Source organism: Tibeticola sediminis, from assembly GCF_003843835.1.
In the GTDB taxonomy this organism is placed as follows: domain Bacteria; phylum Pseudomonadota; class Gammaproteobacteria; order Burkholderiales; family Burkholderiaceae_C; genus Tibeticola; species Tibeticola sediminis.
The window spans coordinates 237,612-262,667 of record NZ_RKQL01000003.1 but is presented as its reverse complement, the minus strand read 5'-3'; the positions used below and the strand labels follow the sequence as shown (position 1 = coordinate 262,667).

The 25,056-nt window shown below is 68.0% G+C and carries 25 protein-coding genes and 1 pseudogene; 10 read left to right on the top strand and 16 right to left on the bottom strand.

Features of this window, described 5'->3' with window-relative positions; translation table 11 throughout:
- Window positions 1-192: 192 nt before the first annotated feature.
- The 6 genes from paaE to EDC62_RS08190 form a co-directional block, all read right to left on the bottom strand.
- Window positions 193-1,296 carry a 1,2-phenylacetyl-CoA epoxidase subunit PaaE gene (gene paaE / locus EDC62_RS08215; protein ID WP_124222511.1) on the bottom strand — a complete coding sequence of 368 codons (1,104 nt, stop codon included), beginning with the start codon at window positions 1,294-1,296 and terminating at the stop codon, window positions 193-195.
- A 44-nt stretch (window positions 1,297-1,340) separates the two neighbouring features.
- Window positions 1,341-1,886: a 1,2-phenylacetyl-CoA epoxidase subunit PaaD gene (paaD, locus tag EDC62_RS08210; protein ID WP_425469991.1), complete on the bottom strand. Its 546-nt coding sequence runs from the start codon at window positions 1,884-1,886 to the stop codon at window positions 1,341-1,343.
- Between the two features lie 13 nt (window positions 1,887-1,899).
- On the bottom strand, window positions 1,900-2,766 hold the full coding sequence (gene paaC, locus EDC62_RS08205; RefSeq protein WP_124222509.1) for a 1,2-phenylacetyl-CoA epoxidase subunit PaaC: 867 nt from the start codon (window positions 2,764-2,766) through the stop codon (window positions 1,900-1,902).
- The gene (gene paaB, locus EDC62_RS08200) at window positions 2,766-3,080 is read right to left on the bottom strand and encodes a 1,2-phenylacetyl-CoA epoxidase subunit PaaB (protein WP_124222507.1); all 315 of its coding nucleotides are present in this window, start codon (window positions 3,078-3,080) and stop codon (window positions 2,766-2,768) included. The genes paaC and paaB overlap by 1 nt, the downstream gene beginning before the upstream one ends.
- Window positions 3,077-4,099 (bottom strand): 1,2-phenylacetyl-CoA epoxidase subunit PaaA, encoded by a 1,023-nt coding sequence (gene paaA / locus EDC62_RS08195; protein ID WP_124222505.1) that lies wholly within the window; start codon window positions 4,097-4,099, stop codon window positions 3,077-3,079. Before paaA ends, paaB begins: the two co-directional genes overlap by 4 nt.
- Before the next feature lie 134 nt (window positions 4,100-4,233).
- A complete protein-coding gene (locus EDC62_RS08190; RefSeq protein WP_124222503.1) occupies window positions 4,234-5,172 on the bottom strand; it encodes a 23S rRNA (adenine(2030)-N(6))-methyltransferase RlmJ in 939 nt (312 codons plus the stop codon).
- Between the two features lie 196 nt (window positions 5,173-5,368).
- On the opposite strand from EDC62_RS08190, the gene rplM reads away from it, so the two are divergent.
- The 3 genes from rplM to erpA all read left to right on the top strand — a co-directional run bounded on the left by rplM (window position 5,369) and on the right by erpA (window position 6,793).
- Window positions 5,369-5,797, top strand: coding sequence for a 50S ribosomal protein L13 (gene rplM, locus EDC62_RS08185; protein ID WP_124222501.1), 429 nt, complete (start codon window positions 5,369-5,371; stop codon window positions 5,795-5,797).
- 11 nt (window positions 5,798-5,808) lie between these two features.
- Entirely contained in the window at window positions 5,809-6,201 is a 393-nt protein-coding gene (gene rpsI, locus EDC62_RS08180; protein WP_124222499.1) for a 30S ribosomal protein S9, read from the top strand.
- Window positions 6,202-6,406: 205 nt separating this feature from the next.
- Window positions 6,407-6,793, top strand: a complete 387-nt coding sequence (erpA, locus tag EDC62_RS08175) for an iron-sulfur cluster insertion protein ErpA (protein ID WP_124222497.1) — start codon at window positions 6,407-6,409, stop codon at window positions 6,791-6,793.
- 27 nt (window positions 6,794-6,820) lie between these two features.
- Here the strand turns inward: erpA and EDC62_RS08170 are convergent, their stop codons facing one another.
- A complete protein-coding gene (locus tag EDC62_RS08170; RefSeq protein ID WP_124222495.1) occupies window positions 6,821-7,954 on the bottom strand; it encodes an anhydro-N-acetylmuramic acid kinase in 1,134 nt (377 codons plus the stop codon).
- Between the two features lie 22 nt (window positions 7,955-7,976).
- Window positions 7,977-9,317 carry a M23 family metallopeptidase gene (locus EDC62_RS08165; RefSeq protein WP_124222493.1) on the bottom strand — a complete coding sequence of 447 codons (1,341 nt, stop codon included), beginning with the start codon at window positions 9,315-9,317 and terminating at the stop codon, window positions 7,977-7,979.
- A 167-nt stretch (window positions 9,318-9,484) separates the two neighbouring features.
- Between EDC62_RS08165 and tyrS the strand changes: the two genes are divergently transcribed.
- The 3 genes and pseudogenes from tyrS to EDC62_RS13235 form a co-directional block, all read left to right on the top strand.
- Window positions 9,485-10,717, top strand: a complete 1,233-nt coding sequence (gene tyrS, locus EDC62_RS08160; protein WP_124222490.1) for a tyrosine--tRNA ligase — start codon at window positions 9,485-9,487, stop codon at window positions 10,715-10,717.
- Window positions 10,714-11,667 (top strand): cation diffusion facilitator family transporter, encoded by a 954-nt coding sequence (locus EDC62_RS08155; RefSeq protein WP_124222488.1) that lies wholly within the window; start codon window positions 10,714-10,716, stop codon window positions 11,665-11,667. The genes tyrS and EDC62_RS08155 overlap by 4 nt, the downstream gene beginning before the upstream one ends.
- 82 nt (window positions 11,668-11,749) lie before the next feature.
- Window positions 11,750-11,872: pseudogene (locus EDC62_RS13235) on the top strand (c-type cytochrome); the annotation flags it as partial.
- A gap of 30 nt (window positions 11,873-11,902) precedes the next feature.
- Here the strand turns inward: EDC62_RS13235 and ybeY are convergent.
- Window positions 11,903-12,364: an rRNA maturation RNase YbeY gene (ybeY, locus tag EDC62_RS08145; RefSeq protein WP_124222486.1), complete on the bottom strand. Its 462-nt coding sequence runs from the start codon at window positions 12,362-12,364 to the stop codon at window positions 11,903-11,905.
- 85 nt (window positions 12,365-12,449) lie between these two features.
- The gene (locus tag EDC62_RS08140) at window positions 12,450-13,403 is read right to left on the bottom strand and encodes a PhoH family protein (RefSeq protein ID WP_124222484.1); all 954 of its coding nucleotides are present in this window, start codon (window positions 13,401-13,403) and stop codon (window positions 12,450-12,452) included.
- 77 nt (window positions 13,404-13,480) lie between these two features.
- On the opposite strand from EDC62_RS08140, the gene ruvA reads away from it, so the two are divergent.
- The 3 genes from ruvA (at window position 13,481) to ruvB (ending at window position 15,389) form a co-directional block, all read left to right on the top strand.
- On the top strand, window positions 13,481-14,053 hold the full coding sequence (gene ruvA / locus EDC62_RS08135) for a Holliday junction branch migration protein RuvA (protein WP_124222481.1): 573 nt from the start codon (window positions 13,481-13,483) through the stop codon (window positions 14,051-14,053).
- 46 nt (window positions 14,054-14,099) lie between these two features.
- On the top strand, window positions 14,100-14,246 hold the full coding sequence (locus tag EDC62_RS13005; protein ID WP_170159038.1) for a hypothetical protein: 147 nt from the start codon (window positions 14,100-14,102) through the stop codon (window positions 14,244-14,246).
- Window positions 14,247-14,330: 84 nt separating this feature from the next.
- Entirely contained in the window at window positions 14,331-15,389 is a 1,059-nt protein-coding gene (gene ruvB / locus EDC62_RS08130) for a Holliday junction branch migration DNA helicase RuvB (RefSeq protein ID WP_124222479.1), read from the top strand.
- A gap of 200 nt (window positions 15,390-15,589) precedes the next feature.
- Here the strand turns inward: ruvB and EDC62_RS08125 are convergent, their stop codons facing one another.
- A complete protein-coding gene (locus EDC62_RS08125) occupies window positions 15,590-17,389 on the bottom strand; it encodes a lysoplasmalogenase family protein (RefSeq protein WP_124222477.1) in 1,800 nt (599 codons plus the stop codon).
- A gap of 207 nt (window positions 17,390-17,596) precedes the next feature.
- Here EDC62_RS08125 and EDC62_RS08120 point away from each other — a divergent pair, with 207 nt between their 5' ends.
- Window positions 17,597-18,187, top strand: coding sequence for a DUF4124 domain-containing protein (locus tag EDC62_RS08120; protein ID WP_124222475.1), 591 nt, complete (start codon window positions 17,597-17,599; stop codon window positions 18,185-18,187).
- Between the two features lie 118 nt (window positions 18,188-18,305).
- Here EDC62_RS08120 and EDC62_RS08115 read toward each other — a convergent pair whose 3' ends face one another.
- The 5 genes from EDC62_RS08115 to EDC62_RS08095 all read right to left on the bottom strand — a co-directional run bounded on the left by EDC62_RS08115 (window position 18,306) and on the right by EDC62_RS08095 (window position 25,049).
- Window positions 18,306-18,956 (bottom strand): histidine phosphatase family protein, encoded by a 651-nt coding sequence (locus tag EDC62_RS08115; RefSeq protein ID WP_211330967.1) that lies wholly within the window; start codon window positions 18,954-18,956, stop codon window positions 18,306-18,308.
- Window positions 18,957-19,152: 196 nt separating this feature from the next.
- Complete coding sequence (locus EDC62_RS08110) at window positions 19,153-22,566, bottom strand: response regulator (RefSeq protein ID WP_124222471.1); 3,414 nt, start codon at window positions 22,564-22,566, stop codon at window positions 19,153-19,155.
- 12 nt (window positions 22,567-22,578) lie between these two features.
- The gene (locus EDC62_RS08105) at window positions 22,579-23,700 is read right to left on the bottom strand and encodes a response regulator (RefSeq protein WP_124222469.1); all 1,122 of its coding nucleotides are present in this window, start codon (window positions 23,698-23,700) and stop codon (window positions 22,579-22,581) included.
- Between the two features lie 10 nt (window positions 23,701-23,710).
- Window positions 23,711-24,637: a tRNA 2-thiocytidine(32) synthetase TtcA gene (gene ttcA, locus EDC62_RS08100; RefSeq protein WP_124222466.1), complete on the bottom strand. Its 927-nt coding sequence runs from the start codon at window positions 24,635-24,637 to the stop codon at window positions 23,711-23,713.
- 34 nt (window positions 24,638-24,671) lie between these two features.
- Entirely contained in the window at window positions 24,672-25,049 is a 378-nt protein-coding gene (locus EDC62_RS08095; protein WP_124222464.1) for a dihydroneopterin aldolase, read from the bottom strand.
- Window positions 25,050-25,056: the final 7 nt, after the last annotated feature.

Genomic DNA, 25,056 nt, shown 5'->3' with positions numbered 1-25,056 from the left:
GGGCTTTTTTGGGCAACGCTGAACAAGTCCCTCGCGCGTCGCGCATCCCGGCTGCGGGCGGTCTGCGTCGTTGCAAATCCTCGCCATAGCTGCGGCTATGGCTGTGGTTTGCGCCTCGCATCCCATCCCGCGGCCGGGCGCGCGCCATCACGGGGACTTATTCAGCGTTGCCTTTGTGTGCGGCGCGTTGCCTCATCGCTCGTCGTAGCTCACCGTCAGCCGCTCGGAGGTCGGACGGGCTTGGCAAGAGAGCACGAAGCCCTGCTCGGTTTCCCAACGCTCGAGCGTGAAGTTCTTGTCCATCTGCACGCTGCCCTCGAGCACCTTGGCGCGGCAGGTGCAGCAGACCCCGCCCTTGCAAGACCAGGGCACGTCCAGCCCGGCGGCCAGCGCCACATCGAGCACATGCTGCTCGGGGTGCATGCGCAGTTCATGCGGCTTGCCGTCGAGCACCACCGTCAGCGCCACCGGGCCCGCATCGACCGGTGCATGTGCGGCAATCGCGGCGCGGCGGTTTTCCGGCGTCATGGCTTCGAGCGCGGGCGAGGTGAAGCGCTCGGTGCGGATCGCCCGAGGGCTGACACCGGCGGCAAGCAGCGCGCCTTCGGTCGCTTCGATCATCGCCTCGGGGCCGCAGATGAACACCTCGTCCATGCTGCCCGGGGGCAGCAGCGTGGCCATGAGGTCGCGCACTTTCTGCGCGTCGATACGGCCTTGCAGCAGATCCGACTCCTGCGCCTGGCGCGACAGGATGTGGATGAGCGTGAGCCGGTCGCGGTAGCGGTCCTTGAGGTCTTGCAGCGTCTCGTTGAACATCACGCTGTCCATGCGCCGGTTGCCAAACACCAGCGTGAATTTGCTCTGCGGCTGCTCCTCCAGCGTGCTCGCCATGATGGAGAGGATGGGCGTGATGCCCGAGCCCGCCGCAAATCCCACCCGGTGCAGCGCATGGGGCCGCAGCGAGACGAAGCGCCCCTGCGGCGGCATCACGCCCAGCGTGTCGCCCACGCGCAGCTTCGTCGCGGCCCAGTTGGAGAACAGCCCGCCCTCCATCGGTCGAATGCCGATTTCGAGCTCGTGCGTGCGTGCGTAGTCGCTGCGCGGCATGCAGATCGAATAGCTGCGACGCACCTCCTGCCCGTCGATGGTCGCGCGCAGCGTCAGGTACTGCCCGGGCTCGAAGCGGAAGGTGTCCACCAACTCGGGCGGGACGGTGAACCGAATGGCGACCGAGCCTGCCGCCTCGGGGCGGATCTGCGCAACGGTCAGGTCATGAAAGCGGGAAGCGGCAGACATGGTGCAAATCTCGCGCGGTCGCGCGTCCGTGTGGGGCGGTCGGGTCAATAAGGTTTGAAGTAATCGAAGGGCTCGAGGCAGTCGAGGCACCGCCACTGGGATTTGCAGGCGGTCGAGCCGAAATGCGCGAGCTCAGAGGTATGCGTCGAGCCGCAGCGCGGGCAGGGCACCGGCTCGGCAGACGCGCGTGCGGCAAAGCGCAGCACCCGTTCGCCGGCCGCAGCCGGTGGCGTGCAGGCGCTCGGCGGCGCAATGCCGTACTGGCGCAGCTTTTCCCGCGCGGCCTCGGTGATCCAGTCGGTGGTCCAGGCGGGCGCGAGCTGGGTCACGACGCGCACGGGCAGCCCCAGCGCGGCCAGCGTCGAGCGAATGTCGTCCTCGATCTGGGCCATGGCGGGGCAGCCGCTGTAGGTGGGTGTGATGACGACCTCGACCCCGCCGTCGTCCCCGCGGCGCACCTCGCGCAGGATGCCCAGCTCGCGCAGCGTCACGACAGGGATCTCCGGGTCCGTGAGCGCTTCGAGTGCAGCCCAGATGGCGCTCAAGTCTGGTGCGGGGTGAAGCTCGGTCATGGCGGGCGCGAGGTTCATCGGGCCTTGCGACTCACCACCGCGCATCCGGGTGGGCGCGTGCCAGGCTTTGCATTTCGGCCAGCAGAAAACCGAGGTGTTCCGAGTGCCTGCCGTGCTTGCCCTCGGTGACATAGCCCTGGTGCGGAGCCGGGCGCTGCAGCGTCGCTTCGAGCAGCGCGTCATCGACCCGCGCCTCCCACTCGCCGCGCAGCGCCACCCCATCGACCCCGGTGCCTGCGCGCCGCGCGGCGGCTTCCGCCTCGCTCGGGCTCCAGAATTCTTCGGTGTAGGGCATGAGGTGGTCGATGGCCACTTGCGCGCGGGCATGCGACTCGGCCGTGCCGTCGCCGAAGCGCACCAGCCAGTCCCGCGCGTGGCGGTAGTGGTATTGCACTTCTTTGACCGCGCGCGCCGCGATGCCGGCCAGTGCCGGATCGGCGCCACGGGCCAGGCGATCCCAGACGCCGAGCATCAGCGCGCTGTAGAGGAAGTTGCGCACGATTGTCGTGGCGTAGTCGCGCAGAGCCGCGTGGGTGGCCGCGCGCGGCGGGCTGTGCGGCAGTTCGAGCAGCGTGTAGTTGCGGAATTCGGCGGTGTCCCGGAAGTAGGCGAGGGTGTCTTCGGTGACGGCGCCATCCACCCGTGCGCCGCGCAGGTGCGCAAAGCGCGCGGACTCGGCGGCATCGCCGTTGATGCGATCGGCGGCGAGTTGATAGAGCAGCCGCGCTTCGCCGATGAGGTCGAGGCTGTTGTTGGCCATCGAAAGGTCTTCCTCGATGACCGGGCCGTGGCCGCACCATTCGGCATTGCGCTGGCCGAGCACGAGCGCGTTGTCGGCCAGGTGCAGCAGGTAGTCCACCGGCGCCGTGGCGGTGGTGGTTGCGAGCGCCGCGTCCATCACATGTGCCCCACTTGTTCGGGGATTTCGTAAAAAGTCGGATGGCGGTAGATCTTGTCGGCCGCCGGGTCGAAGTAGCTGTCTTTGTCGGAGGGGTCGCTCGCGGCGATGGCCGCCGACGGCACCACCCAGATGCTCACGCCCTCCTGCCGGCGGGTGTAGACATCGCGCGCCATCTGCAGCGCGTGTTGCGCATCGGCGGCATGCAGGCTGCCGCAATGCTTGTGCTCCAACCCCTGCTTGCTGCGGATGAACACTTCCCACAGCGGCCAGTCGCGCAGGGCGGGCGCTGCGGCTTTCGTCTCTGGGCTCATGCGGCCTCCTTCAGGGTGCGTTGCCGTTGCTTCTCGGCGTGGGCGAGCGCGGCTTCGCGCACCCAGCGGCCTTCTTCCCACGCGGCCACGCGCGTGGCGAGCCGCTCCTTGTTGCACGGGCCGTTGCCGTTGACGGTGGCCCAGAATTCATCCCAGTCGATCGCGCCGTAGTCGTAATGGCCGCGCTCGGGGTTCCATTTGAGGTCGGGGTCGGGCAGCGTCACGCCCAAGACCTCGGCCTGCGGTACCGTGGCGTCGATGAACTTCTGTCGCAGATCGTCGTTGCTGATGCGCTTGATGCCCCAGCGCATGCCTTGCGCGCTGTGCGGGCTGTCGGCGTCGGGTGGGCCGAACATGGCCAGGCACTTCCACCACCAGCGGTTGACCGCGTCTTGCACCATGGCGCGCTGCTCGGGCGTGCCCTGCATCATCACCAGCAGCGCTTCGTAGCCCTGGCGCTGGTGGAAGCTCTCCTCTTTGCAGACGCGGATCATCGCGCGCGCGTAAGGGCCATAGGAGCAGCGGCAGAGCGGAATCTGGTTCATGATGGCCGCGCCGTCGACCAGCCAGCCGATCACGCCCACGTCGGCCCAGTTGAGCGTGGGGTAATTGAAGATGGAGCTGTACTTGGCGCGGCCGCTGTGCAGGGCGTCGAGCATCTGCTCGCGGCTCGTGCCCAGCGTCTCGGCGGCGCTGTAGAGGTACAGGCCGTGGCCGCCTTCATCCTGCACCTTGGCGATCAGGATCGCCTTGCGCTTGAGGCTCGGGGCGCGGCTGATCCAGTTGCCCTCGGGCAGCATGCCGACGATCTCGCTGTGCGCGTGCTGACTGATCTGCCGCACCAGCGTCTTGCGGTAGCCCTCGGGCATCCAGTCGCGGGGCTCGATTTTTTCGTCGGCGTCGATGCGTGCATCGAAGCGGGCCTGCAACTCGGCTTCGGCCTGGCTCAGCGGCGGCGCGACGGCCTTGAGCCCGGCTTCTTCGCCGGCGTCACGGACATTGAACGATTGGGTGTACATGCGCGTCTCCTGCGCCCACGGACGGCGGGCGAGGAGCGCAGTATATCGATTAACCGACCGGTCGGTCGGTTAATTCGGGTTTGTCCCGATGCGGTCTTTGGGGTGCATCGGTTGCACGGTGCTGAGCCTTTGCTTCAGCCGCCGCTTTCAAGCGTATAGCCTTTGCCGCTGCCGCGACCCAGCGCCGCCAGCACCTGGGGCAGCGCGGCTTGCAAGGCGGGCTTGAGCGTGTGCGGCGGGTTGATGACCCACAGGCCGCTCGCACGCAGTCCGGGGCGGCGCGGCTCGCCGGCCTGCACCGCGGCCGTGGCGGGCGTCGACGCCGCACCGATCGACAGCGTCGCGTGCAGCCAGGGGCGATGGGCCTGATGGCTCAAGGTCTTGAGGCGCCGGGGCAGTTCATGCGCCTCAGGCCGCGGGATGATCGGGTACCAGACGAGATAGGTGCCGGTGGCGTAGCGCTTGAGGCTGTCTGCGATGGCGTCGGCCACGCGTGAGTAGTCGTTCTTGATTTCGTAGCTCGGGTCGATCAGCACCAATGCGCGGCGCGGCCCGGTACCGGCCGGTGGCGGGGGCAGCGACGCGCGCAGCCCCTCGAAGCCGTCCTGGCGCAGGACGCTGACGCTGCGGCCTGGCTTGAGTTGCGCGATGTTTCGGGACAGCGCCCGGCTGTCGGTGGGATGCAGTTCAAACAGCTTGAGCCGGTCACCGCCTTCGCTGCGCATGAGGCGCTGCAGGATGAAGGGCGAGCCGGGGTAATAGCGGAGCTGGCCGTCGGGGTTGAAGGCCGCGATCATCTGCAGATAGTCCGCCAGGGCGTCCTCTGCGGCGCCTGGATCTGCCGCAGGCTTGGCGGCGGCCGCCTCCCAGAGACGCACGATGCCATCGGCGGCTTCGCCGGCGGTTTGCGCAAAGTCGCTGTCGAGCCGGTAGAGCCCGGCGCCTGCATGCGTGTCCACCAGCAGCACAGGTGTCGGCTTGCGCAGCAAATGCCGCATGGTGGCGATGAGCGCGAGGTGTTTGAGGACGTCGGCATGATTGCCGGCGTGAAAGGCGTGGCGATAACTGAACATGCCGCCATGGTAGCCCGAGGCGGGCACGGACGGCCGAATTTCATATAATGTCGGGCTACGCAGCGAATCCGTGACTCCGCGGCGAAGGAAGTCCCTGCCGCCAGGCCAGGGGCTTCAACCCCACCTAAGAGGTTCTCGGAAGAAGAACGCCGACCGTGGAAAAGAGTCCGACAAACCACCTCGAAAGAGCAAACTCATGAAAACGTTCAGCGCAAAACCCGCTGACGTGACGCACGAGTGGTTTGTGATTGACGCGACCGACAAGGTCCTCGGACGAGTAGCCAGTGAAGTTGCTCTCCGTTTGCGCGGCAAACACAAGGCCATTTACACGCCTCACGTCGATACCGGCGACTACATCGTTGTCATCAACGCAGCCAAGCTGCGCGTCACCGGCACCAAGGAGACCGACAAGGTCTACTACCGTCACTCCGGTTTCCCGGGCGGCATCAAGGCCACCAACTTCCGCGACATGCAAGCCAAGCATCCGGGCCGTGCGCTCGAGAAAGCCGTCAAGGGCATGCTGCCCAAGGGGCCGCTGGGCTACGCCATGATCAAGAAGCTCAAGGTGTACGGCGGCGCCGAGCATCCGCATACCGCACAACAGCCCAAAGTGCTGGAAATCTGAGGAGCCTCGAGATGATTGGTGAATGGAACAATGGCACCGGCCGTCGCAAATCGAGCGTCGCCCGCGTGTTTCTGAAAAAAGGCTCCGGCAAGATCACGATCAACGGCAAGGACATCAAGGACTATTTCGGTCGCGAGACGTCCATCATGATCGCCAAGCAGCCGCTGTTTTTGACCAACCATGTCGAAACCTTCGACATCCAGGTCAATGTGCACGGCGGCGGTGAGTCGGGTCAGGCCGGCGCGACGCGCCACGGCATCACCCGTGCGCTCATCGACTACGACGCGACGCTCAAGCCCGTGCTGAGCCAGGCCGGCTTCGTCACCCGCGACGCCCGTGAGGTCGAGCGTAAGAAGGTCGGTCTGCGCAAGGCCCGCCGCGCGAAGCAGTTCTCCAAGCGCTGATTTTCCCGGGGGCTTGGCCCCCGTTGGAACGAAGGCTGCAAGCCGCAGTGGACGATACGTCTGCCGCGGCTTTGTCTTTTGGGGCCTCGTTTCCCTGCTGGAGCCGAATGTCCCCACCCGCACAGGCGCCAAAGGCGGCGGGATCTTTCCGCCGCGGTGCATTGCGCTACCATGTGGGCCCTTTATCGTTTCCGGGAGCCTTCCGATGAGTGAAGTTGCCGAATCCACCGCCCCTGCTGTTGCAGCGCCTCAGACACCCCCCGACCCCATCATCTTCACCGACGCCGCCGCGGCCAAAGTGGCCGATTTGATCGCCGAGGAGGGCAATCCCGATCTGAAACTGCGGGTCTTCGTCCAAGGGGGCGGCTGCTCGGGCTTCCAGTACGGATTCACCTTCGACGAGATCATCAACGACGACGACACCGTGATGACCAAGAATGGCGTCACGCTGCTCATCGACGCGATGAGCTACCAGTATCTCGTGGGCGCCGAGATCGACTACAAAGAAGATCTGCAAGGCGCTCAGTTCGTCATTCGCAACCCGAATGCCACGACGACCTGCGGCTGCGGCTCCTCGTTCTCGACCTCCTGATCGCCGCCGTCGCTTGCCGACGTCGCCTCAGCGCGGGTAAATCGCCCCGAGGATCCGCGGTCCGCGCGCCCCGGTGACCCGGGGGTCGTTGCCGGGCCGACCCTCGATGGTCTGGCGCGCCAGCCAAGCAAAAGCCGCCGCCTCGACCCATTGCGGCGGTAAGCCATGCTCGGCGCTGCTGCGCACGGGCATCGGGGCGAGCAGATGGCCCAGCCGCTCCATCAGTCGATCGTTGCATGCGCCACCCCCGCAGACCACGAGCGCCTCGGCATGAGGCGCGTGTCGACGGCAGGCCTCGGCGCAGGTTTGCGCGGTGAGTTCCAGCAGCGTGGCTTGAACATCGACGGGTGTGACCCCCGCGCCCGCGCGCTCGAGGTGGTGCTGCAGCCAAGCGCGGTTGAAGCGGTCGCGTCCGGTGCTCTTCGGTGGCGGCGCATCGAAGTAGGGGTCGGACTTCATCGACGCGAGCAAACCCGCATGCACGCGGCCTAGGCGGGCCCATGAGCCCTGCGCGTCGTAGGGTGCGCCCGTGTGCTGCTGGCACCAGGCGTCCATCAGCACGTTGGCGGGCCCGCAGTCAAAGCCGATGAGTGCGCCCTCGGGGGCGGTCCAGGCCGAGAGGTTGGCCATGCCGCCGAGGTTGAGCACCGCCAAGGCGCTTCGAGACTGCCCGAAGAGCGCGCGGTGAAACCGGGGCACGAGCGGCGCCCCCTGGCCGCCGGCGGCGACGTCGCGGCTGCGAAAGTCGGCCACGACGGTCACGCCCGTGAGCTCGGCGAGCAGCGCAGGGTTTTGCAATTGCAGCGTATAGCCGATGCCGTCGTGGGCGCCGGGCTGGTGGCGCACGGTTTGCCCATGAGCGCCGATGGCCATGATGTCCTCTGCGCTGCAGCCGCTCGACTCGAGCAGCCGTGCCACGACCTCGGCGTAAAGGCGGCTGAGGGCATTGGCGGCGAGGGCCGCGCGGTGCAGTTCGTTGTCGCCGGCGTGTTGCAGTTCGAGCCACTGGGCGCGCAGGCTCTGCGGCATCGGAACCGAGGCCGAACCCAGAAGCTCGAGCGGGGCGTGCTCTCCCGGGCCGTCAAAGCGCAGCAGCACGCCGTCGACGCCATCGACGGAGGTGCCCGACATCAGGCCGATGTAGCGCGCCGCGTGGGGCACCGGGGATGCCGTCGTTCGGTGCTTACTGCGCCGCGGCGAGGTCGTAGCCGTCGGCCGCGCGCAGGTTGATGCGCATGGTGCGGGCGACCTGCTCGAACGCCGGGCGAGCCGCGGGTGAGACGGGTACCGCCTCGGCCGTGCGCGCGATCTTCAGCGGGTCTTCCGGGCGGCCGTTGACGCGGAACTCAAAGTGCAGATGCGGGCCCGTGGCCCAGCCGGTCGCGCCGACCGCGCCGACGGTCTCCCCCTGGCTGATCGATTGCCCCACGCGAACGAAGATGCGGCTGAGGTGCGCATAGACCGTCTGGGCACCGTTGCGGTGGCGCAGGATGACGACGTTGCCATAGCCGTTTTGGACGCCGGCAAATTCCACCTTCGCGTCGCCGACGGCGCGGACGGGGGTGCCCGTGGGGGCTCCGTAGTCGACCCCGGTATGTGCCCGCCACTGGTTCAGGATTGGATGAAAGCGCAGCGAAAAACCGCTGGTGACGCGCGAGAAAGCGAGCGGTGACGCGAGGAAGGCGTGCTGCAGACTCTTGCCGCTGAAGTCGTAGTACTGGCCTTTCTTGCCGGCTTCCTGGAACCAAAGCGCCTGAAAGGTCTTGCCGTCGTTGACGAATTCGGCGCTGAGCACGCGCCCGGCACGCAGCGGTTCCCCGTCGGCTTCGAGCGATTCATACACGACGCTGAACCGGTCGCCCTTGCGCAGCGCGCGGTGGAAGTCGATGTTGCTGGCGAAGATTTCCGCGAGCTGGATGGTGACCGCGTCGGGGATTCGGGCCGCGTCGGCCGCTGCAAACAGCGAGGAATCGATCGTTCCGCTGGCGAGCCGATGGCTGGCGACGAGCGGGGCGCGCTGCCATTCCGAGGTGAAGCCTCGGTCGGTTCGGCGCACGACCAGCCGCTGGAAGTCGCGGTCTTCGTCGGTCAGCACCCAGCGTGCGGTGAGTTCGGTGAGCTCATGGCGCGCATTGGCCTCGGCGCGAACGATGCGGCCGCTGCGGCCCAACAGCGCTTGGCGCGCGAGCGGGTCGCAGCGCAAAAACGCGGCGGCGTCCGGGTCGGCAATGCCCAGGCGTTGCAACAGGCTGTCGGTGGTGTCGGTGGCTCGGGTGGTGGTGCTGCGCCGAAGTTGCAGCTGGAGCTGGTCGAGTGCCTGTACCTGGGGTTGCAGCGGCAGGGGTTCGACGGCTTCGAGCACTTCGCGCACCGGGAAGGTGCTGGGGTCGGGGCCGAGTGAGGCGACGGCGAAAGCGCCGCCACCGCTGACGGCAGCGAGCGTGGCGACGATGGCCGTCACGCGTTTGGGATGGCGCTGCAGCAGCTTCCAGAACGACAGCACCACGCGCGGCAGATCATGCATGCGGGCAAGGTCTCCAAAGGGGAAGGGCGATGCAGTCCCACGAGGAGCCGCAAGCCAGAGGGCGAGCGGCGGGGGCTGCCGGCCGGTCGAGGCGCCTAAAATGCCGGCACCTCGCGAAGCGGCCAAGTATAGCGACCCCCCGTTTCGCAGCCTCCGAGAAAACCCTTATGAATGAAACAAACGTCTCAACGTATCCGGTCACGGATCGCGTGCGCGAGGCGCTGGCGGTGACGCTGCGCGGCTGTGAGGAACTCATCCCTGAAGCCGATTGGCTCAAAAAGCTCGCCCGTTCGGAAGCGACGGGCGTGCCGCTGCGCATCAAGCTGGGCCTGGACCCCACCGCGCCCGACATCCATCTCGGGCATACGGTGGTGCTCAACAAGCTGCGGCAGTTGCAGGACTTGGGGCACCAGGTGATTTTTCTGATCGGTGACTTCACCAGTCTGATCGGCGACCCGTCCGGGCGCAACACCACGCGGCCGCCGCTGACGCCCGAGCAGATCAAGGCCAACGCCGAAACCTATTACAAGCAGGCGAGCCTGGTGCTCGACCCCGCGCGTACAGAAATTCGTTACAACAGCGAGTGGTCGATTCCGCTGGGCTCGATGGGCATGATTCAGCTCGCGGCCAAGTACACGGTCGCGCGCATGATGGAGCGCAACGACTTCCACGACCGCTTCAAGGCCGGCACCCCGATCAGCGTGCACGAGTTTCTGTACCCGCTGATGCAGGGCTACGACTCGGTGGCGCTGAAAGCCGACCTGGAGCTCGGCGGCACCGACCAGAAATTCAATCTGCTCATGGGGCGGCACCTGCAGCAGGAGTACGGCCAGGAGCCGCAATGCATCCTCACCATGCCGCTGCTCGAGGGCACCGACGGCGTGGAGAAGATGAGCAAGTCGAAGAACAACTACATTGGCATCAGCGAGCCAGCCAACACCATGTTCGCCAAGGTGATGAGCATCTCGGATACGCTGATGTGGCGCTGGTATCCATTGCTGTCGTTCAAGCCCATGCGCGAGATCGAGACGCTCAAGGCCGAAGTCGAGGCCGGCCGCAACCCGCGCGACGCCAAGGTGGCGCTGGCCAAGGAAATCACGGCGCGCTTTCATGGCGCTGCCGCAGCCGAGGCGGCCGAAGCCGACTTCAACAACCGCGCGCGCGGCGGCATTCCGGATGAGATTCCCGAGGTGTCGCTCAGCGGCGCGCCGCTGGGCATCGCGGCGTTGCTCAAGTCGGCAGGGCTTGCGCCCTCGACCAGCGAAGCCAACCGGCTGATCGACGGCGGCGGCGTGCGGGTCGATGGTTCGGTGGTGTCCGACAAGGGTTTGAAGCTCAACGCCGGCACCTACGTGGTGCAGGTCGGCAAGCGCAAGTTCGCCCGGGTGCATCTGTCATGACGGAGCCGACACGCACGGGGGGCTCGACCGGGCTGCTGCGGGCCTTGACGCCGCGTCGGTTGATGATGGCCTCGGTCGCGGTGGCCATCATCACGATTGGTCTCAAGACGCTGGCCTGGTATCTGACCGGGTCGGTTGGGTTGTTGTCCGATGCGATGGAGTCGCTGGTCAACCTTGCGGCGGCGGTGTTCGGGCTCATCATGGTCACGATCGCAGCGCGGCCCGCGGACGACGATCACCCCTATGGGCACCACAAGGCCGAATATTTTTCGTCGGGTTTCGAGGGCATTTTGATCATCGCCGCGGCGGCAGGGATCATCTGGGCGGCGGTGGAGCGATTGTTCGCGCCTCAGCCGCTCGAGCAACTGGGCTTAGGGCTGGGACTTTCGGTGCTGAGTTCGGCGCTCAACGGCCTGCTGTCATGGCTGATGCTGCGCTCGGCGCGCGTGCACCGCTCTATGGCGCTCGAGGCCGATGCCCGCCATTTGCTCACGGATGTCTGGACTTCGGCGGGCGTGGTGGTGGGACTGGCTGCGGTGCAGTTCACGGGTTGGCTTTGGCTCGACCCAGTGGTGGCGATCGGCGTGGCGCTCAACATCCTGCGTGAAGGCTTCGACCTGCTCTGGCGTTCGGCGCAGGGCCTCATGGATGAGGCGGTCGAGCCCGAGGTGTTGAAGACGATTCAGGAGACGCTCGCGAGTTTCGAGCACCGCCGGGGCAACACCGCGATTGTGCGCTTCGATCACCTGACCACGCGCCGCGCGGGCCAGCGTCGTTTCCTCGACGTGCACATGCACATGCCCGCGCATTGGACGCTGGGGCGCGCGGCGGCCTTGCGCACCAGCGTCGAGCAGGCCCTGATGAGCGCCGTGCCGGGCTTGCGCGCCACGATCCAGCTGCTGCCCAGCGATGTCGAGGGGCATTTCGACGATCCGAAGGACCTGATCTGAAGGCGTGCTGCTGATTGATTTTTGTCAATTCAATCGGTTAGCATCGCGGCTCCATAAGTACACACTGATGAGGAGACGCGCCATGTCCGAGCAGCACGACGAGAGCCACACCGGTCCGATCAAGACGCCCAAACAGCTCCTGTGGGTGAGTTTTGCGGCATTCGTGGTGCCGATCTTTGCCATCATCGGCATCGTCAAGCTGATCGTGCGCTGAGCGCCCTGAAGCGGCCGCCGTTCAGCCATAGGGGTTGGCCACACCGAGCGCGGCGAGGATTGCCACTTCGCGTGCTTCCATGGCTTCGGCGTCTTCGGGGCTGGTTTCATGGTCCCAGCCCTGCGCGTGCAAGGTGCCGTGCACCAGCAGGTGCGCGTAGTGTGCTTCGAGCGTTTTGCCTTGTTCTTCGGCTTCGCGGGCCACGACCGGCGCGCAAAGCACCAGGTCGGCACAGACCATAGGGTGCTGCGCATAGTCGAAGGTGAGCACGTTGGTCGCGTAGTCCTTACCGCGGTAGTCGCGGTTGAGCGCGCGACCTTCGTCGGCGTCGACGATGCGCACGGTAATCTCGGCCTCGCGTTCGAGCGCATGGCGGATCCAGCGCGCCACGCGGTGGCGGGGCAGCGCGGCGCGGTGGCGTGCGGCCTCCGCGGGCGCGAGCCGGGCGAACTGCAGCGACAGGGTGAGGGCAGGCAGGCTCATGGCAACGATTTCTGAGGGTTATGGGCCGAGGGCCAGCTTGGAACGTTGATGTTTTGCTCTTGAAAACAGAGCATCCGATCTGCGCTCAGGCCGCGCCGGGTGCGCGGCCGCGTGCTTCGTAAGCGTCGACGATGCGCGCCACCAAGGGGTGACGCACCACGTCCGCGCTGGTCAGGCGGCACATGGCGATGCCCTTGACGCGCTTCAACACCCGTTCGGCATCGATGAGGCCGCTGGTCTGCGTCTTGGGCAGGTCGATCTGGCTCACATCGCCGGTGACGACGGCTTTCGAGCCAAAACCGATGCGCGTGAGGAACATCTTCATCTGCTCGGGCGTGGTGTTCTGCGCTTCGTCGAGGATGATGAAGGCATGGTTGAGCGTGCGCCCGCGCATGAAGGCGAGCGGCGCGATTTCGATCTGCGCGCGCTCGAACGCTTTTTGCACTTTGTCAAAACCCATGAGGTCGTAGAGCGCGTCGTAAAGCGGGCGCAGGTAGGGGTCGACCTTCTGCCCGAGGTCGCCGGGCAGGAAGCCGAGCTTTTCACCGGCCTCGACCGCCGGCCGAGTGAGCACGATGCGCTGCACCGCCGAGCGCTCCAGCGCGTCGACGGCGCAGGCGACCGCGAGGTAGGTTTTGCCCGTGCCTGCCGGGCCGATGCCAAAGGTGATGTCGTGCGTGGCGATGGCCTCGAGGTAGAGGCTTTGGTTGGGCGTGCGCGCCCGCAGATCGGCGCGGCGGGTGTGCAAGACGATGGGGTTGACACCTTCGTCGCCGGGCGCGGTGGCCTCGTCGCCGGCGAGCATGAGTTGCACGGTGTCGGCCGGGATGTCGCGCTCGGCCATTTCATAGAGGGCTTGCAGCACTTCCATGGCGCGGGTGGCGCGGGCTTTGGGGCCCTCGACTTTGAACTGCTCGTGGCGGTGGGCGATGCGCACGTCGAGCGCGACCTCGATCGTGCGCAAATGCGCATCCATCGGGCCACAGAGATGCGCGAGGCGCGTGTTGTCGTGCGGGGTGAAGGTGTGACGCAGGATCAAGCGGATAATTCCTCTAACTCGGCTCGGGGGTCCATCATAGGCGCCCGCAAGCCAGCGATCGAATCCTGAAAGCGCCCATGATCGGACAGTTGAGCGGCACGCTCGCCCAGAAAAACCCACCCGAGATTCTTGTCGACTGCCACGGCGTCGGCTACGAGCTCTCGGTGCCGATGAGCACGTTTTACCACCTGCCCGCCGTAGGGCAGCCGGTGGTGCTGCTCACCCATTTCGTGGTGCGTGAAGATGCGCAGCTGCTCTACGGTTTTGGCACCGCGGCCGAGCGCGAGGCGTTCCGCCAACTCATCAAGATCAGCGGCGTGGGGCCGCGCACGGCGCTGGCGGTGCTCTCGGGGCTGTCGGTGGCCGAACTCGCGCAGGCCATCACCGCGCAAGAGGCGGGCCGGCTGGTGAAGGTGCCGGGCATCGGCAAAAAAACCGCCGAGCGGCTGCTGCTCGAGCTCAAAGGCAAACTCGGCGCGGAGCTCTCCAGCCCGCGCAGCGCCAGCAGCGACGCGCAGGCCGACATCGAGCAGGCGCTGCGCGCGCTGGGCTACAACGACAAGGAAGCGGCCGCTGCGGTGCAGGCGCTGCCGCCCGACGTGGGCGTGAGCGAAGGCATCAAACTCGCACTCAAGGCGCTGGCACGCTGAGCCTAAATCCGGCAGTTGACCGCTTTTCGCTGAATGCAAGGTGTTGATGTTTCAACAATTTTCGGTGCGCAGGCCGTTCACCGTTTGGGTGAGCGCTGCGCACCCGTTCGAGTCGCCCTCGGGCGCGGGGGCGGCGTTGCAAATCCTCGCCACGCCATGGCTGTGGTTTGCGCCTTGCCCGCGCGCCCGATGACGACCCGCCCGGGCGCGCCCAACTGCCGGATTTAGGCTGAGTGCACCGCGTTCGGGTTTTCGTAGCGTTCCGGGATATTCCGTCATGGCCATCATTACCGACGATTTCGGCCCCTTGCCTGAGCGGCGCGTGGTCTCCGCCGCGCCGGCTTCGCCGCAGGAGGAGGCGATCGAGCGCGCGTTGCGGCCCAAGCTGCTCGACGAATACGTGGGCCAGGCCAAGGTGCGCGAGCAGTTGGAAATCTTCATCGGCGCGGCGAGGAAGCGCGGCGAAGCGCTCGACCATGTACTGTTGTTCGGCCCGCCGGGGCTGGGCAAGACCACGCTCTCGCACATCGTCGCGGCCGAGCTCGGCGTGAACCTGCGCCAGACCAGCGGCCCGGTGCTGGAAAAGCCCAAGGACCTGGCCGCCATCCTCACCAACCTCGAGAAGAACGACGTGCTCTTCATCGACGAGATCCACCGGCTCTCGCCCGTGGTCGAGGAAATCCTCTACCCCGCGCTGGAGGACTACCAGATCGACATCATGATCGGCGAGGGTCCCGCAGCGCGGTCCATCAAGCTCGAACTCCAGCCCTTCACCCTGGTGGGCGCCACCACCCGCGCGGGCATGCTCACCAACCCGCTGCGCGACCGCTTCGGCATCGTCGCGCGGCTGGAGTTCTACAGCCCCGAGGAACTCGCGCGCATCGTCACGCGCAGCGCGGGCCTGCTCAAGACGCCGCTCGACGAGGCCGGCGGCTTCGAGATCGCGCGCCGCAGCCGCGGCACGCCGCGCATCGCCAACCGGCTGTTGCGCCGGGTGCGGGACTATGCCGAAGTCAAGGGCCAGGGCCGCATCACGCAGCCGATCGCGCAGGCCGCGCTGGCCATGCTCGATGTCGACCCCGAGGGCTTCGACCTCATGGACCGCAAGCTGCTCGAGGCCGTCATCCACCGCTTCGACGGCGGCCCGGTGGGCCTGGACAACATCGCCGCGAGCATCGGCGAAGAGGCCGGCACCATCGAAGACGTGATCGAGCCCTACCTGATCCAGCAGGGCTTTTTGCAGCGCACCCCACGCGGCCGCTGTGCCACGCTGGCCGCATACCGCCACCTGGGCGTGGCGCCACCGAAGGCCAGTGGCGGCCTTTTTTCTGAGTAAAGGCAACGCTGAATAAGTTCCCGCGATGGCGCGCGCCCGGCTGCGGGATGGGATGCGAGGCGCAAACCGCAGCCATAGCCGCAGCTATGGCGAGGATTTGCAACGAAGCAGACCGCCCGCAGCCGGGATGCGCGACGCGCGAGGGACTTGTTCAGCGTTGCCTAAACGCTGTACCGCCGGCTCCAATCGTTTGCTGGGTGCTATGAAGACGAGAGCGTATCGGCATCCCTTGGGGGCCGTTCGGCGGCTGCCGCAGCGCCGCGCACCCAGCCGCCGACGATGAGCCCCTGCGCGGCGTAGTAGGTCGCCAGCACCCAGAGCTGCGCCGCCGGCACGGGGCTGACGAAACGGTTGAACGCCAGCAGCGCGTCGCTGGCCATGAAGCAGCACGCCCCAAGCGCCACCGTCCACGCGGCGCGGCTGCCGAGCCATCGCGCGCGCCCGAGCGCCTGGGCGGTCATGAGCGCAATCACCATCACGTACACGGCCACCGGCACGCGCAGCCCCTGGGGCAGGCCGCCAAGCCCGAGTACTGCGAACCCGGCGGTGCCCACGGCCAAGGTGGCGAACAGCGCGACGCGGCTCGCAAACCAAGGCGCGTCGCGCGACAGCAGCATCAGGTAGGCCCCGTGCGCGAGCAAAAAACAGCCCAGGCCGACGATGAAGTGCCCCGGCAGCATCAGCGCCATATCCCCCGCGAGCGAGGCCACCAGCGCGAGCAGCAGCCAGCGCCGGCCGGTTTCGTTGATTTCCAGAGGTTTTGGGCCGGATGCCGGCGCGAAATGCTCAAACCTTGCTACGAAAAAAAGAGCAATCAGCATCACCGCCGGCTTCGTCACCAGATGCAGCTCGTTCCAGCCCAGCGCGCTGCTGACGGTGGCCAGGGCCGCCGTGTCGATGCCGAGCATCTCGAGCGCCTGAATACGCCCCTGAGCCAGCGCGCCGGTCGCCCAAAGTCCGGCCGTGAGCGCGGCGAAGACCGCCAGCGCATCCGCGACGGGCAGGGTTTCCGCATGCCAGAGGAACAGCAGCGCCCCCACCAACAGCGCCGCGAACTGCAGCACGACGAGCGCGGCCACGCGCGGCGCGAGCGGCTGCGCTTGGCGACGCGGTCGGGCGAGTTCGAAAGCCGGTTTGGGAAAGCGCGCAGCCACGTCGGCAGGCCGCCAGCCCGGCGGCTTGAGCCACACCCGCAGCTTGTCGCTCCAGCGCCGTGCATGCCAAGCGTCGCGTGCCAGCGCCGCATAGACCTCGGCATTGGCCCACAACGGGTCCCAGCTCTTGAGCGGCGCGCGGGTGCCGTACACGCAGGGCTCGCGCGGGTCCTCCTCGCAAAAGCTGCCGAACAGCCGGTCCCAGACCATGAGGATGCCGCCGTAGTTGCGGTCCAGGTAGCGGTCATTGACCGCGTGGTGCACGCGGTGGTTGCTGGGGCTGCAGAACCAGCGGTCGAACCAGCCCAGCCGCGGCACATGCTCGGTGTGCACCCAGAACTGGTAAAGCAGGTCGATCAGCGCGACCACGCCGAACACCAACGGCGGCACGCCCGCCAGCGCCATCGGCACATAAAACACCCAGCCCAGCAGCGCGCCGGTACTGGTTTGCCGCAGTGCGGTGGTGAGGTTGTAGTGCTCGCTTTGGTGGTGCACGACATGCGCCGCCCACAGCACCGCGACCTCGTGGCCCAGCCGGTGGTGCCAGTAGTAGCAGAAGTCGTAGAACAGCAGCGCCAGCAGCCAGCCGTACCCGCTCGTCCAGAACGCCTGCGCCGCTTCGGCCGGCACCAGCGACAGGCTTTCCGCCACCGCGGTGTAGAGGCCGATGCGCAGCAGCCGAGTGAACACCGCGCTGATCTGGCTCAGGATGCCGAGCGACAGGCTGCTCACCGCGTCGGCCAAGCCGTAGCTGCCGCGCCGCGTGCGCCAGTCCCAGGCGACTTCCAGCGCGATCAGGAGCAGAAAGACCGGCGTGGCAAGAACGATGATCTGGCTCGGGTTCATGGCGCGCATGGTGCGCAGGGCGGCTGCGGCCCGCAAGCGGGAAAACCCAAGGCGACCCGGGCAGCGTTCCGGGGATGCGCAGTCCGGGAGCGATCCGTTCGGCCTTGCCAGAAGTACTCCTCGCCGGGCGCGCGGGTTCCGCCCCGCAGGTCATCCGCGGCGTACCATGGCGCGTTGTGCAGGCTGCGCGTCGCCCTCTTTGCCCCCATGAAACACCGCTTTGCCGTTCTCCTCGCTTTGGGCTCTTGCCTGGCTGTCACGGCGTCGGCTCAGGTCTGGCGCTGCACCGATGCCGCGGGCAAGACCGTGTATGCCGACGCCCCTTGTCCCAGCGGCCAAAGCGCGCGGCTGGTCGAGTCGGCACGGACCCCGGCACAGGTCGAGGCCGACGCCCGCGCGGCCGAGGCGGCGCGCGCGCGCCTGGAGCGCGAACAGGCGGCGTCGCGCGCAGCCGAAGCGGAGCGCCGTGCCGCCGAAGCCGCACCCATGCCGCCGGACCGCAGTCAAAGCACCGAATGCCGCGCCGCAAAGAAGGAACTCGACTTCGTCTCCAGCATCCGCACGCTGCCCGACGAGGAAAAGCGCGCGCGCATGAACGCCCAAATCGCCGCCATGAACGCCGCGTGCGGCACCCAGATGGACCTGCTGCCCGACCCGCCTCCGCCCCCGCTGCCGCGTCGCCACGCCCAGCCCATGCCGGTCGGCCCGATCGCCATCACGCACTGCGACGCGCTCTATTGCTACGACGTCCGCGGCCGGCGCTACCCGCGCGCCGAAGTGGGGCCCGTGCCGCGCTGAAGGCGCAACGCCCAAGGCGCCGGGCTGGGGAGCTTCGGGCAACGCCGAAGAAGTTCGCGCGATGCGCGGCGCCCGCGGGACGGGTTCGGCCTTGCCTTCGGTCGCTGCGCTCAGCCTCTCAGCCCGCGCGCTCGTCGAGCACCGCATCCGCCTCGTCCAGATGGCTGGTGTCGCCCCAGGCCAGCAGCGTGAGCGCTTCACCCGAGCGCAGGAAGCGGTGCACCGCGGTGTTGGTGATTTTCCAGGTGCGCGGCGCGGACAGCTCGATGCCCACGGCGGCGCGGTAGAGGCTGTCGAGCACGCCGCCGTGCGAGACGATGGCGATTTGTTCGCCCGGATGCGCTGCGGCCAGCGCATGCACGGTCTGCAGCACCCGCTGGTGCAGCGCATGCAGCGACTCGCCACCCTCGGGCACCCAATGCGGGTCGCGCATGCGCCAGCGCTGGGCGTCTTCGGGGTGCCGAGCAGCAATGTCGGCATAGGTCAGCCCTTGCAGCCGCCCGAAATGCCGCTCGCGCAGCCCGGTGTGCGGCACCAGCGGTGCGCCGGTGGCCTCGGCCAGCGCACGCGCGGTGTCCCAGGCGCGTTGCAGGTCGCTGCTGTAGACGGCGGCCAGCGGCTCGCCGCGTGCGGCAAGCGCGCGCGCCAGCCGCGCCGCTTGGCCGCGCCCGGTGTCGTTGAGCGCAATGTCGAGCTGGCCCTGGATGCGCGTGTCCACATTCCAGGCGGTTTCGCCGTGGCGGATGGCGAGGATGCGGGTCATGTTCAAGGGCATGGCAAGAGTCGGTCGGGGCGGAGGTTAGGGCAACGCTGAATAAGTTCCCGCGATGGCGCGCGCCCGGCCGCGGGATGGGATGCGAGGCGCAAACCGCAGCCATAGCCGCAGCTATGGCGAGGATTTGCAACGACGCAGACCGCCCGCGGCTGGGATGCGCGGCGCGCGAGGGACTTGTTCAGCGTTGCCTTTAGGGGCACGGCGGCGTTTGCCAGGTCGCCAGCGCCTCGCGTGTTGCCTGCGCGAGGGCCGCGAGGCGCGTGGACACGGCGGCGGCATTTTCGGGCAAGGCCCCGGTTTGAGCCACCGACTCCAGTTCCGCACAGGCTTGCTGCAAGGCCAGCGCCCCGATGTTGCTGGCCGCTCCTTTGAGCGCATGGGCGGCGGTGCACAGCGCCTCGGCCCGCGCCGCAGCGAGGGCGGCATCGATGTCGGCGAGCCGCTGCGCCAGCGTGTCGAGGAACAGCCGCACGACTTCGCGCGTCAGGGTCTGCGCCTCGTCGTCGAACTCGCGGAATTCCTCGAGCCGACTTCCATCCAGCACCGGCAGGTCGCTGGCCGCCATGGCGCCGGGTTCGGCGGGCCCAGACGGCTCGGTGGTGTTGGTGCGCCCGGGGGCATCAGAGCGGGCCCAGCGCTCGAGCGCCCGCGCGAGTGCAGCCACCTGCAAGGGCTTGGTGAGGTAATCGACCATGCCGGCCTCGGCACAGCGCGCCTGGTCTTCGGGCAGCACGGCGGCGGTCAACGCCAGGATGGGTGGCGCACGCTCCCCCCAGCGGGCGAGGATCTCGCGCGTGGCCTCGAGCCCGTCCATCTGCGGCATGTTCATGTCCATCAACACCGCGGCGAGCGTTTCGCCCTGTGTGATCGCCTCGGCTACGGCCGCAACCGCCTCGTGGCCATCATCGGCGGTGCGCACCGCAAACCCCAGCCGGCTCAGCATCGCGCGGGCCACCTTGAGGTTGACCGGGTTGTCGTCGGCCACCAGCACCGTGCCGCGCGGCTTGGGTTCGTCCACGCGCCGCGCCTGTGCGCCTTCGGCGAGCGTGTCCGACGAGAGGCAGCGCACCAGCGTCTCGAACAGCTGCGTCTGCCGAGCGGGTTTGAGCAGCCGCGCGTCGAACAGCCGCGCCGCCTCGTCGCTGGCGGGCAGGTAACCGGAGCTGAGCAGCACGAGCGACAGCCCCTCGCCGAGCGGCTGGGTACGCAGCGTGCGGGCAAAGTCCACCCCGTCCATTTCCGGCATGTGCATGTCGGTGATGATGAGGTCGGGCAGCCAGCGCGGCTCGCTCGCATGGGCGTCGTCTCCCCCAGCGCCCGCCCCGGGCACCGCGGCGGCTTCGAGCAGGCGCAAGGCTTCGCCGGCGGATTCGGCGCTCTCCACCTCCAGCCCCCAGCGTTCGAGCTGGCGCCGCAACAGACGCAAATTGGTGGGGTTGTCGTCGACGATCAGCGCGCGGCAGCCCTGAAGCCGGGTTGCAGCGAGCGCGCCGTTGGGCCGGTCGAGCGTGGTGACCGGTGCGACCACGGTGAACCAGAAGCTCGAACCCTGGCCCAGCGTGCTCTCGACCCCGATCTCGCCGCCCATGAGCGCGACCAGCCGCTGGCAGATCGCCAGGCCCAGCCCGGTGCCGCCGTACTTGCGCGTGGTCGAGGCGTCGGCCTGCGTGAAGGCCTGGAACAGGGTGCCGATGCGATCCTCGGGAATGCCGATGCCGGTGTCGGTGATGCGGAACTCGATCGTGACGCGTCCGTGGGCATCGGGGGCGCCGCGCGGGCGCACATGCACGGCGACTTCGCCCTTGGGCGTGAACTTCACCGCGTTGTTCACGAGGTTGATGAGCACCTGTCGCAGCCGCGTCACATCGCCCACGATGGCCTCGGGCATCTGCCCGGGTGCCGGGTCGGGCATGTCGATCAGCAGTTCGATGCCTTTCTCGCGGGCCCGTGGCGCGGCGATGTCGCAGGCTTCCTCGACGGCGGTGCGCAGCGCGAGAGGCTCGGCCTCGAGTTCGAGCTTGCCCGACTCGATTTTGGAGAAATCGAGGATGTCGTTGATGACCGAGAGCAGCTGGTCGCTCGAGAGCCGGATGGTCTGCAGATAGTCGCGCTGTTCGGCGTCGAGCGCGGTCTCGGCCAGCAGCGTGCTCATGCCGACCACGCCGTTGAGGGGGGTGCGGATCTCGTGGCTCATCGTCGCGAGGAAGGCGGCCTTGGCCTGCGCCGCTGCCAGCGCCTCCTCGCGCGAGGCGGCCAGCTCGGCCGTCCGCTCGGCCACGCGCGCTTCGAGCGTCTCGTTGGCCTGCTGCAACTGCCGCGCGTCCCGCGCCACCTGCTGGCGGTAGCGCCCGATCTGCGCGGCGCTGTCGTGCAGCACGGTCGAGAGCGCATGCACCTCGCGGATGCGGGTGGCCGTGTCTACCGCGGGCACCACGCCTTCGCCGATCGAGCGGGCCGAGTCACCCAGTTGCTCGAGCCGCCCGGCCAGCCGGCGCGCCAGCCACCACGCGGCGAGCAGGCCCAGCACGCCCACCCCGGCCGTGAGCGCGAGCGAGGCGTCGCGCGCGCGCAGCAGCCCGGCGGTGAAGTCGGTCTCGGGTGCGGCCACCACCAACACCCAGTGCAGTCCCCAGTCCTGGCCAAAGGGGCGCTGCACCATCAGCAAGGGGCCCGCCGCGGCCGGCACGCGCTGCACCGCGGTGTCGAGGGCGACATTGTCGGCACTCTGGCGCGCACGCAGGGCCTGCCACGCGGTATGGGCGTCGCGGATCACCGCGTTGGCGCTCTCGGCCGGGCTGCGCAGCGAGGCCCGGCCGTCGGCCAGGCGCAGCAAGGAGTCGCCCGCCGAGCCCGCCAGGAGTTGACCGCGCTCGTCCATCACGAAGGCCGCCCCGTGGGCGCTCATGCGCTGGGTGCGCAGGCTGTCGGGAAGACGGCCCAGGCGCAGATCGGCCGCAAACACGCCGGCCACGCTCCGGTCTTCGGCATACACCGGCTGGGACAGCGTGACCCGCGGCTCGCCGTCCACCAGCTCCACCGGCGAAAACACCCGGCCTTTGGCGTCCACCGCGCGCTGGTACCAGCCGCGGGTGCGGGGTTCGAAGCTTTGCGGCTCGATCATCGCCGCGCGGCCGCGGTCGCCCGGATGCTGGACGTCGAAGGAACGGCGGCCCACGCCGTCGGCGGCGCGCTCGTGGATCCGGGTGTGGCCCTCACGGGTTTCGACCGACAGATAAGCCCCTCGCTGCGTGCCGAAATAGAGCGCCGGAACGTCGCCCGACTGGCGGGTCAGCGCAAAGGCCATGGCTTCGAAGTCCCGCGGGTCGTCGAGCCAGGCGCGGGCGCGTGCCACTTCCTCGGCGCTCGGACGCTCACCGAGCAGGGCGTTGAGCGCGTCGGGCGCGCGACGCAGCAAATCCTCGGTGCCGAGTTGCACCCGGTCGGCGATGCGCCCGAGCAGCGTGCCGGCGAGTTCCCCCGTCGCTTGCGTCCCCGCCCGTGCCATGAGCCAGGTCGCGAGCGTCGCGGGCACCACGGCGAACAGCACCAGGCTCGCGGTCAGCAGCCAGCGCAGCGAGAAGCGACGCAAAGGGGCACGGACCATGGCAATCGGCCTTCAACGCGTCAGCGCGACGAGCTCGACCGCGTCGAACGGCGCGGGGCGGCCGGGCAGTCTCACCAGACCGCGCCGGCCGGTGCGAACTGCGCCCGCGATGTGACGCACGGTCGAAAGGCTCGCCGCAATCGGCCAGCCCAGGGCCTGGGCTTGGCGCTGCAACTGCATCGCCGTGACCGTGGTCTCGCCCATCGGCAGCAGCTGGCCGACCGCGTCGTGCAGCGGGTCCTTGAGCCGCGCGAGCGTGACCGGGCCGTGGTGCAAGGCCATGGCGACGGTGAACGCGGGCAGCGCGCGCCGGCCGCTGCCGAGGGTTTGCAGGTGCTGGGTCATGGCATGGGCCGCGCTGGCCAGGCCGAGGGCCGCGCGCGCGGCACGCAGGCTGTGGCTGACCGATTCGGTGTCGGACGTGTCGGCAAAAATGGCGAGCAGGCCTTCGCCGACGAACTGCATCGAGCGGGCACCGAAGAGATAGACCGTATCGCCTGCGCTGCCGTAGAAACGCTTGACCAGACCGGTGAGCTCATCCGGTGTGAGTGCCTGGGCCAGCTCGGGAAACACCGGGATGTCGACGAACAACACCGTGGCGTCGCTCAAATGCTCGTCGTCGGCGGCCTGACCCGGGGCGGGCCAGCGCTCGCTCAAAGCCTTGGCCAGACGTTGCTCGTAGAGGCGCGAAAGATTGTGGGTGCGCTCTTCGACGGCCACGCGCACGGCAGCCTCGGTGGCGAGTTTTTGCATCTCGGCCTGCTTCTCGCGCCGGCGCAGCTGCGCAAGGACCGCTTCGCGCAGCTCGCCGGGGCGAAAGGGCTTGGTGATGTAGTCGTCCGCGCCCGTCGTCATGCCGATGCGCATGTGCGCGCGCTCCTGCAGCGAGGTGAGTAGGATGACCGGCAGCGCGGTGAATTCGGCTTGACTGCGGAGTAGGGCCAGCATCTCGAAGCCGTTGAGCCCCGGCATGTGCACGTCGCTCACCACGAGGTCGGGCTTGACCGCCTGGATGAGCGCGAGCCCTTCGGCCCCGTCGGACGCCGTCGCGACCTCGTGACCTTCTTTGCTGAGGACCGAGCGCACGAGCATGAGCGTGCCCGCGTCGTCCTCGATGACCACGATCGACGCCATGGGCTGGCCTTCAACCGAAGTGCACGACCTGCACGCCCGCGGGCGGGGCCTCGGGCCAGAGGTCGGCATCGAAGGCGCGGTCGCCTTCCGGGTCGGGGCGGCCGGTGGCTTCGAGGTGCGCGAAGTCGTGCAGCCGCGCATCGAGCAGGTGCGAGGGCACGACGTTTTGCAGCGCATGCAGCATGTTGTCGAGCCGGCCCGGGAACTTCTTTTCCCACTCGCGCAGCAGCGCCACCGCTTGCGCGCGCTGCAGATTTTCCTGGCTGCCGCACAGCGTGCAGGGGATGATGGGGAACTGGCGGTGTTCGGCCCAGCGGATGAGGTCGCGCTCGGCCACGTAGGCGAGCGGGCGGATGACCACATGCCGGCCGTCGTCGCTCACCAGCTTGGGCGGCATCGCCTTGAGCTTGCCGCCAAAGAACATGTTGAGCAGCAGCGTCGCGAGGATGTCGTCGCGGTGGTGACCCAGCGCGATGCGCGTGGCGCCAAGTTCGCTCGCCACGCGGTAGAGGATGCCGCGGCGCAGCCGACTGCACAGGCTGCACATGGTTTTGCCCTCGGGGATCTTGTCTTTGACGATGGAATAGGTGTCCTGCGTCTCGATGTGAAACCGGACGCCCAAGCCGCGCAGGTAGTTGGGCAGCACGTCGGCCGGGAAGCCGGGCTGCTTCTGGTCGAGGTTGACGGCGATGAGTTCGAAGCGCACCGGTGCGCGCGCCTGCAGCTTGAGCAGGATGTCGAGCAGGCCGTAGCTGTCCTTGCCGCCCGAGAGGCAGACCATCACGCGGTCGCCCTCGCCGATCATCGAATAGTCGACGATGGCGCGGCCCACCTCGCGGCAGAGGCGTTTTTCGAGCTTGTGCGCCTCGAAGGCGGCGCGGCGGCGCGCGCGCTCGGTCTCGGCGGCGTCGGCGCTGGGGTTCAGGGTCGGGTGCATGGTCTGTGCAGGGGCGGGGCGGATGCGGCGTCGCTCACCATTGGCCGGCTTGCGCGCGGATGGCGACTTCGCAGTCGTCGAAGATTTCCAGTTTGGCGATTTTCACGCGCACGCCGATCACGCCGGGCAATTGCATCAGCCGGTGCGCGAGCTTGCCGATCAGCGTCTCGAGCAGATTGACATGCTCGGCGGTGCATTCCTCGATGATGATGCGCCGCACCTTGCGGTAGTCGAGCACCTGCGAAATGTCGTCGTCGCGCGGCAGCAGCGGTTGCGGGCCGAGATTGAGCTCGGCGTCCACCTGGATGGGCTGCGGCGCGGTTCGCTCATGGTCGAGGATGCCGAGGTTGGCGTCGAAGCGCAGCCCGGTGAGGCTGAGGCTTTGCGAGGCGTGGGCAATCGGGTGGGGCATGGGCGCC

Bases quoted from the DNA above. Each gene is read 5' to 3' on its own strand.
- EDC62_RS08190 (WP_124222503.1), bottom strand. From the start codon at position 5,172: ATGTTCAGTTATCGCCACGCCTTTCACGCCGGCAATCATGCCGACGTC.
- EDC62_RS08155 (WP_124222488.1), top strand. From the start codon at position 10,714: ATGACGGAGCCGACACGCACGGGGGGCTCGACCGGGCTGCTGCGGGCC.
- paaA (WP_124222505.1), bottom strand. From the start codon at position 4,099: ATGTACACCCAATCGTTCAATGTCCGTGACGCCGGCGAAGAAGCCGGG.
- EDC62_RS08125 (WP_124222477.1), bottom strand. From the start codon at position 17,389: ATGAACCCGAGCCAGATCATCGTTCTTGCCACGCCGGTCTTTCTGCTC.
- ttcA (WP_124222466.1), bottom strand. From the start codon at position 24,637: ATGCACCCGACCCTGAACCCCAGCGCCGACGCCGCCGAGACCGAGCGC.
- EDC62_RS08120 (WP_124222475.1), top strand. From the start codon at position 17,597: ATGAAACACCGCTTTGCCGTTCTCCTCGCTTTGGGCTCTTGCCTGGCT.
- paaD (WP_425469991.1), bottom strand. From the start codon at position 1,886: ATGAACCTCGCGCCCGCCATGACCGAGCTTCACCCCGCACCAGACTTG.
- rplM (WP_124222501.1), top strand. From the start codon at position 5,369: ATGAAAACGTTCAGCGCAAAACCCGCTGACGTGACGCACGAGTGGTTT.
- ruvB (WP_124222479.1), top strand. From the start codon at position 14,331: ATGGCCATCATTACCGACGATTTCGGCCCCTTGCCTGAGCGGCGCGTG.
- EDC62_RS08105 (WP_124222469.1), bottom strand. From the start codon at position 23,700: ATGGCGTCGATCGTGGTCATCGAGGACGACGCGGGCACGCTCATGCTC.
- rpsI (WP_124222499.1), top strand. From the start codon at position 5,809: ATGATTGGTGAATGGAACAATGGCACCGGCCGTCGCAAATCGAGCGTC.
- paaB (WP_124222507.1), bottom strand. From the start codon at position 3,080: ATGAGCCCAGAGACGAAAGCCGCAGCGCCCGCCCTGCGCGACTGGCCG.
- erpA (WP_124222497.1), top strand. From the start codon at position 6,407: ATGAGTGAAGTTGCCGAATCCACCGCCCCTGCTGTTGCAGCGCCTCAG.
- ybeY (WP_124222486.1), bottom strand. From the start codon at position 12,364: ATGAGCCTGCCTGCCCTCACCCTGTCGCTGCAGTTCGCCCGGCTCGCG.
- ruvA (WP_124222481.1), top strand. From the start codon at position 13,481: ATGATCGGACAGTTGAGCGGCACGCTCGCCCAGAAAAACCCACCCGAG.
- EDC62_RS08110 (WP_124222471.1), bottom strand. From the start codon at position 22,566: ATGGTCCGTGCCCCTTTGCGTCGCTTCTCGCTGCGCTGGCTGCTGACC.
- EDC62_RS13005 (WP_170159038.1), top strand. From the start codon at position 14,100: ATGTTTCAACAATTTTCGGTGCGCAGGCCGTTCACCGTTTGGGTGAGC.
- EDC62_RS08165 (WP_124222493.1), bottom strand. From the start codon at position 9,317: ATGCATGATCTGCCGCGCGTGGTGCTGTCGTTCTGGAAGCTGCTGCAG.
- EDC62_RS08095 (WP_124222464.1), bottom strand. From the start codon at position 25,049: ATGCCCCACCCGATTGCCCACGCCTCGCAAAGCCTCAGCCTCACCGGG.
- paaC (WP_124222509.1), bottom strand. From the start codon at position 2,766: ATGGACGCGGCGCTCGCAACCACCACCGCCACGGCGCCGGTGGACTAC.
- paaE (WP_124222511.1), bottom strand. From the start codon at position 1,296: ATGTCTGCCGCTTCCCGCTTTCATGACCTGACCGTTGCGCAGATCCGC.
- tyrS (WP_124222490.1), top strand. From the start codon at position 9,485: ATGAATGAAACAAACGTCTCAACGTATCCGGTCACGGATCGCGTGCGC.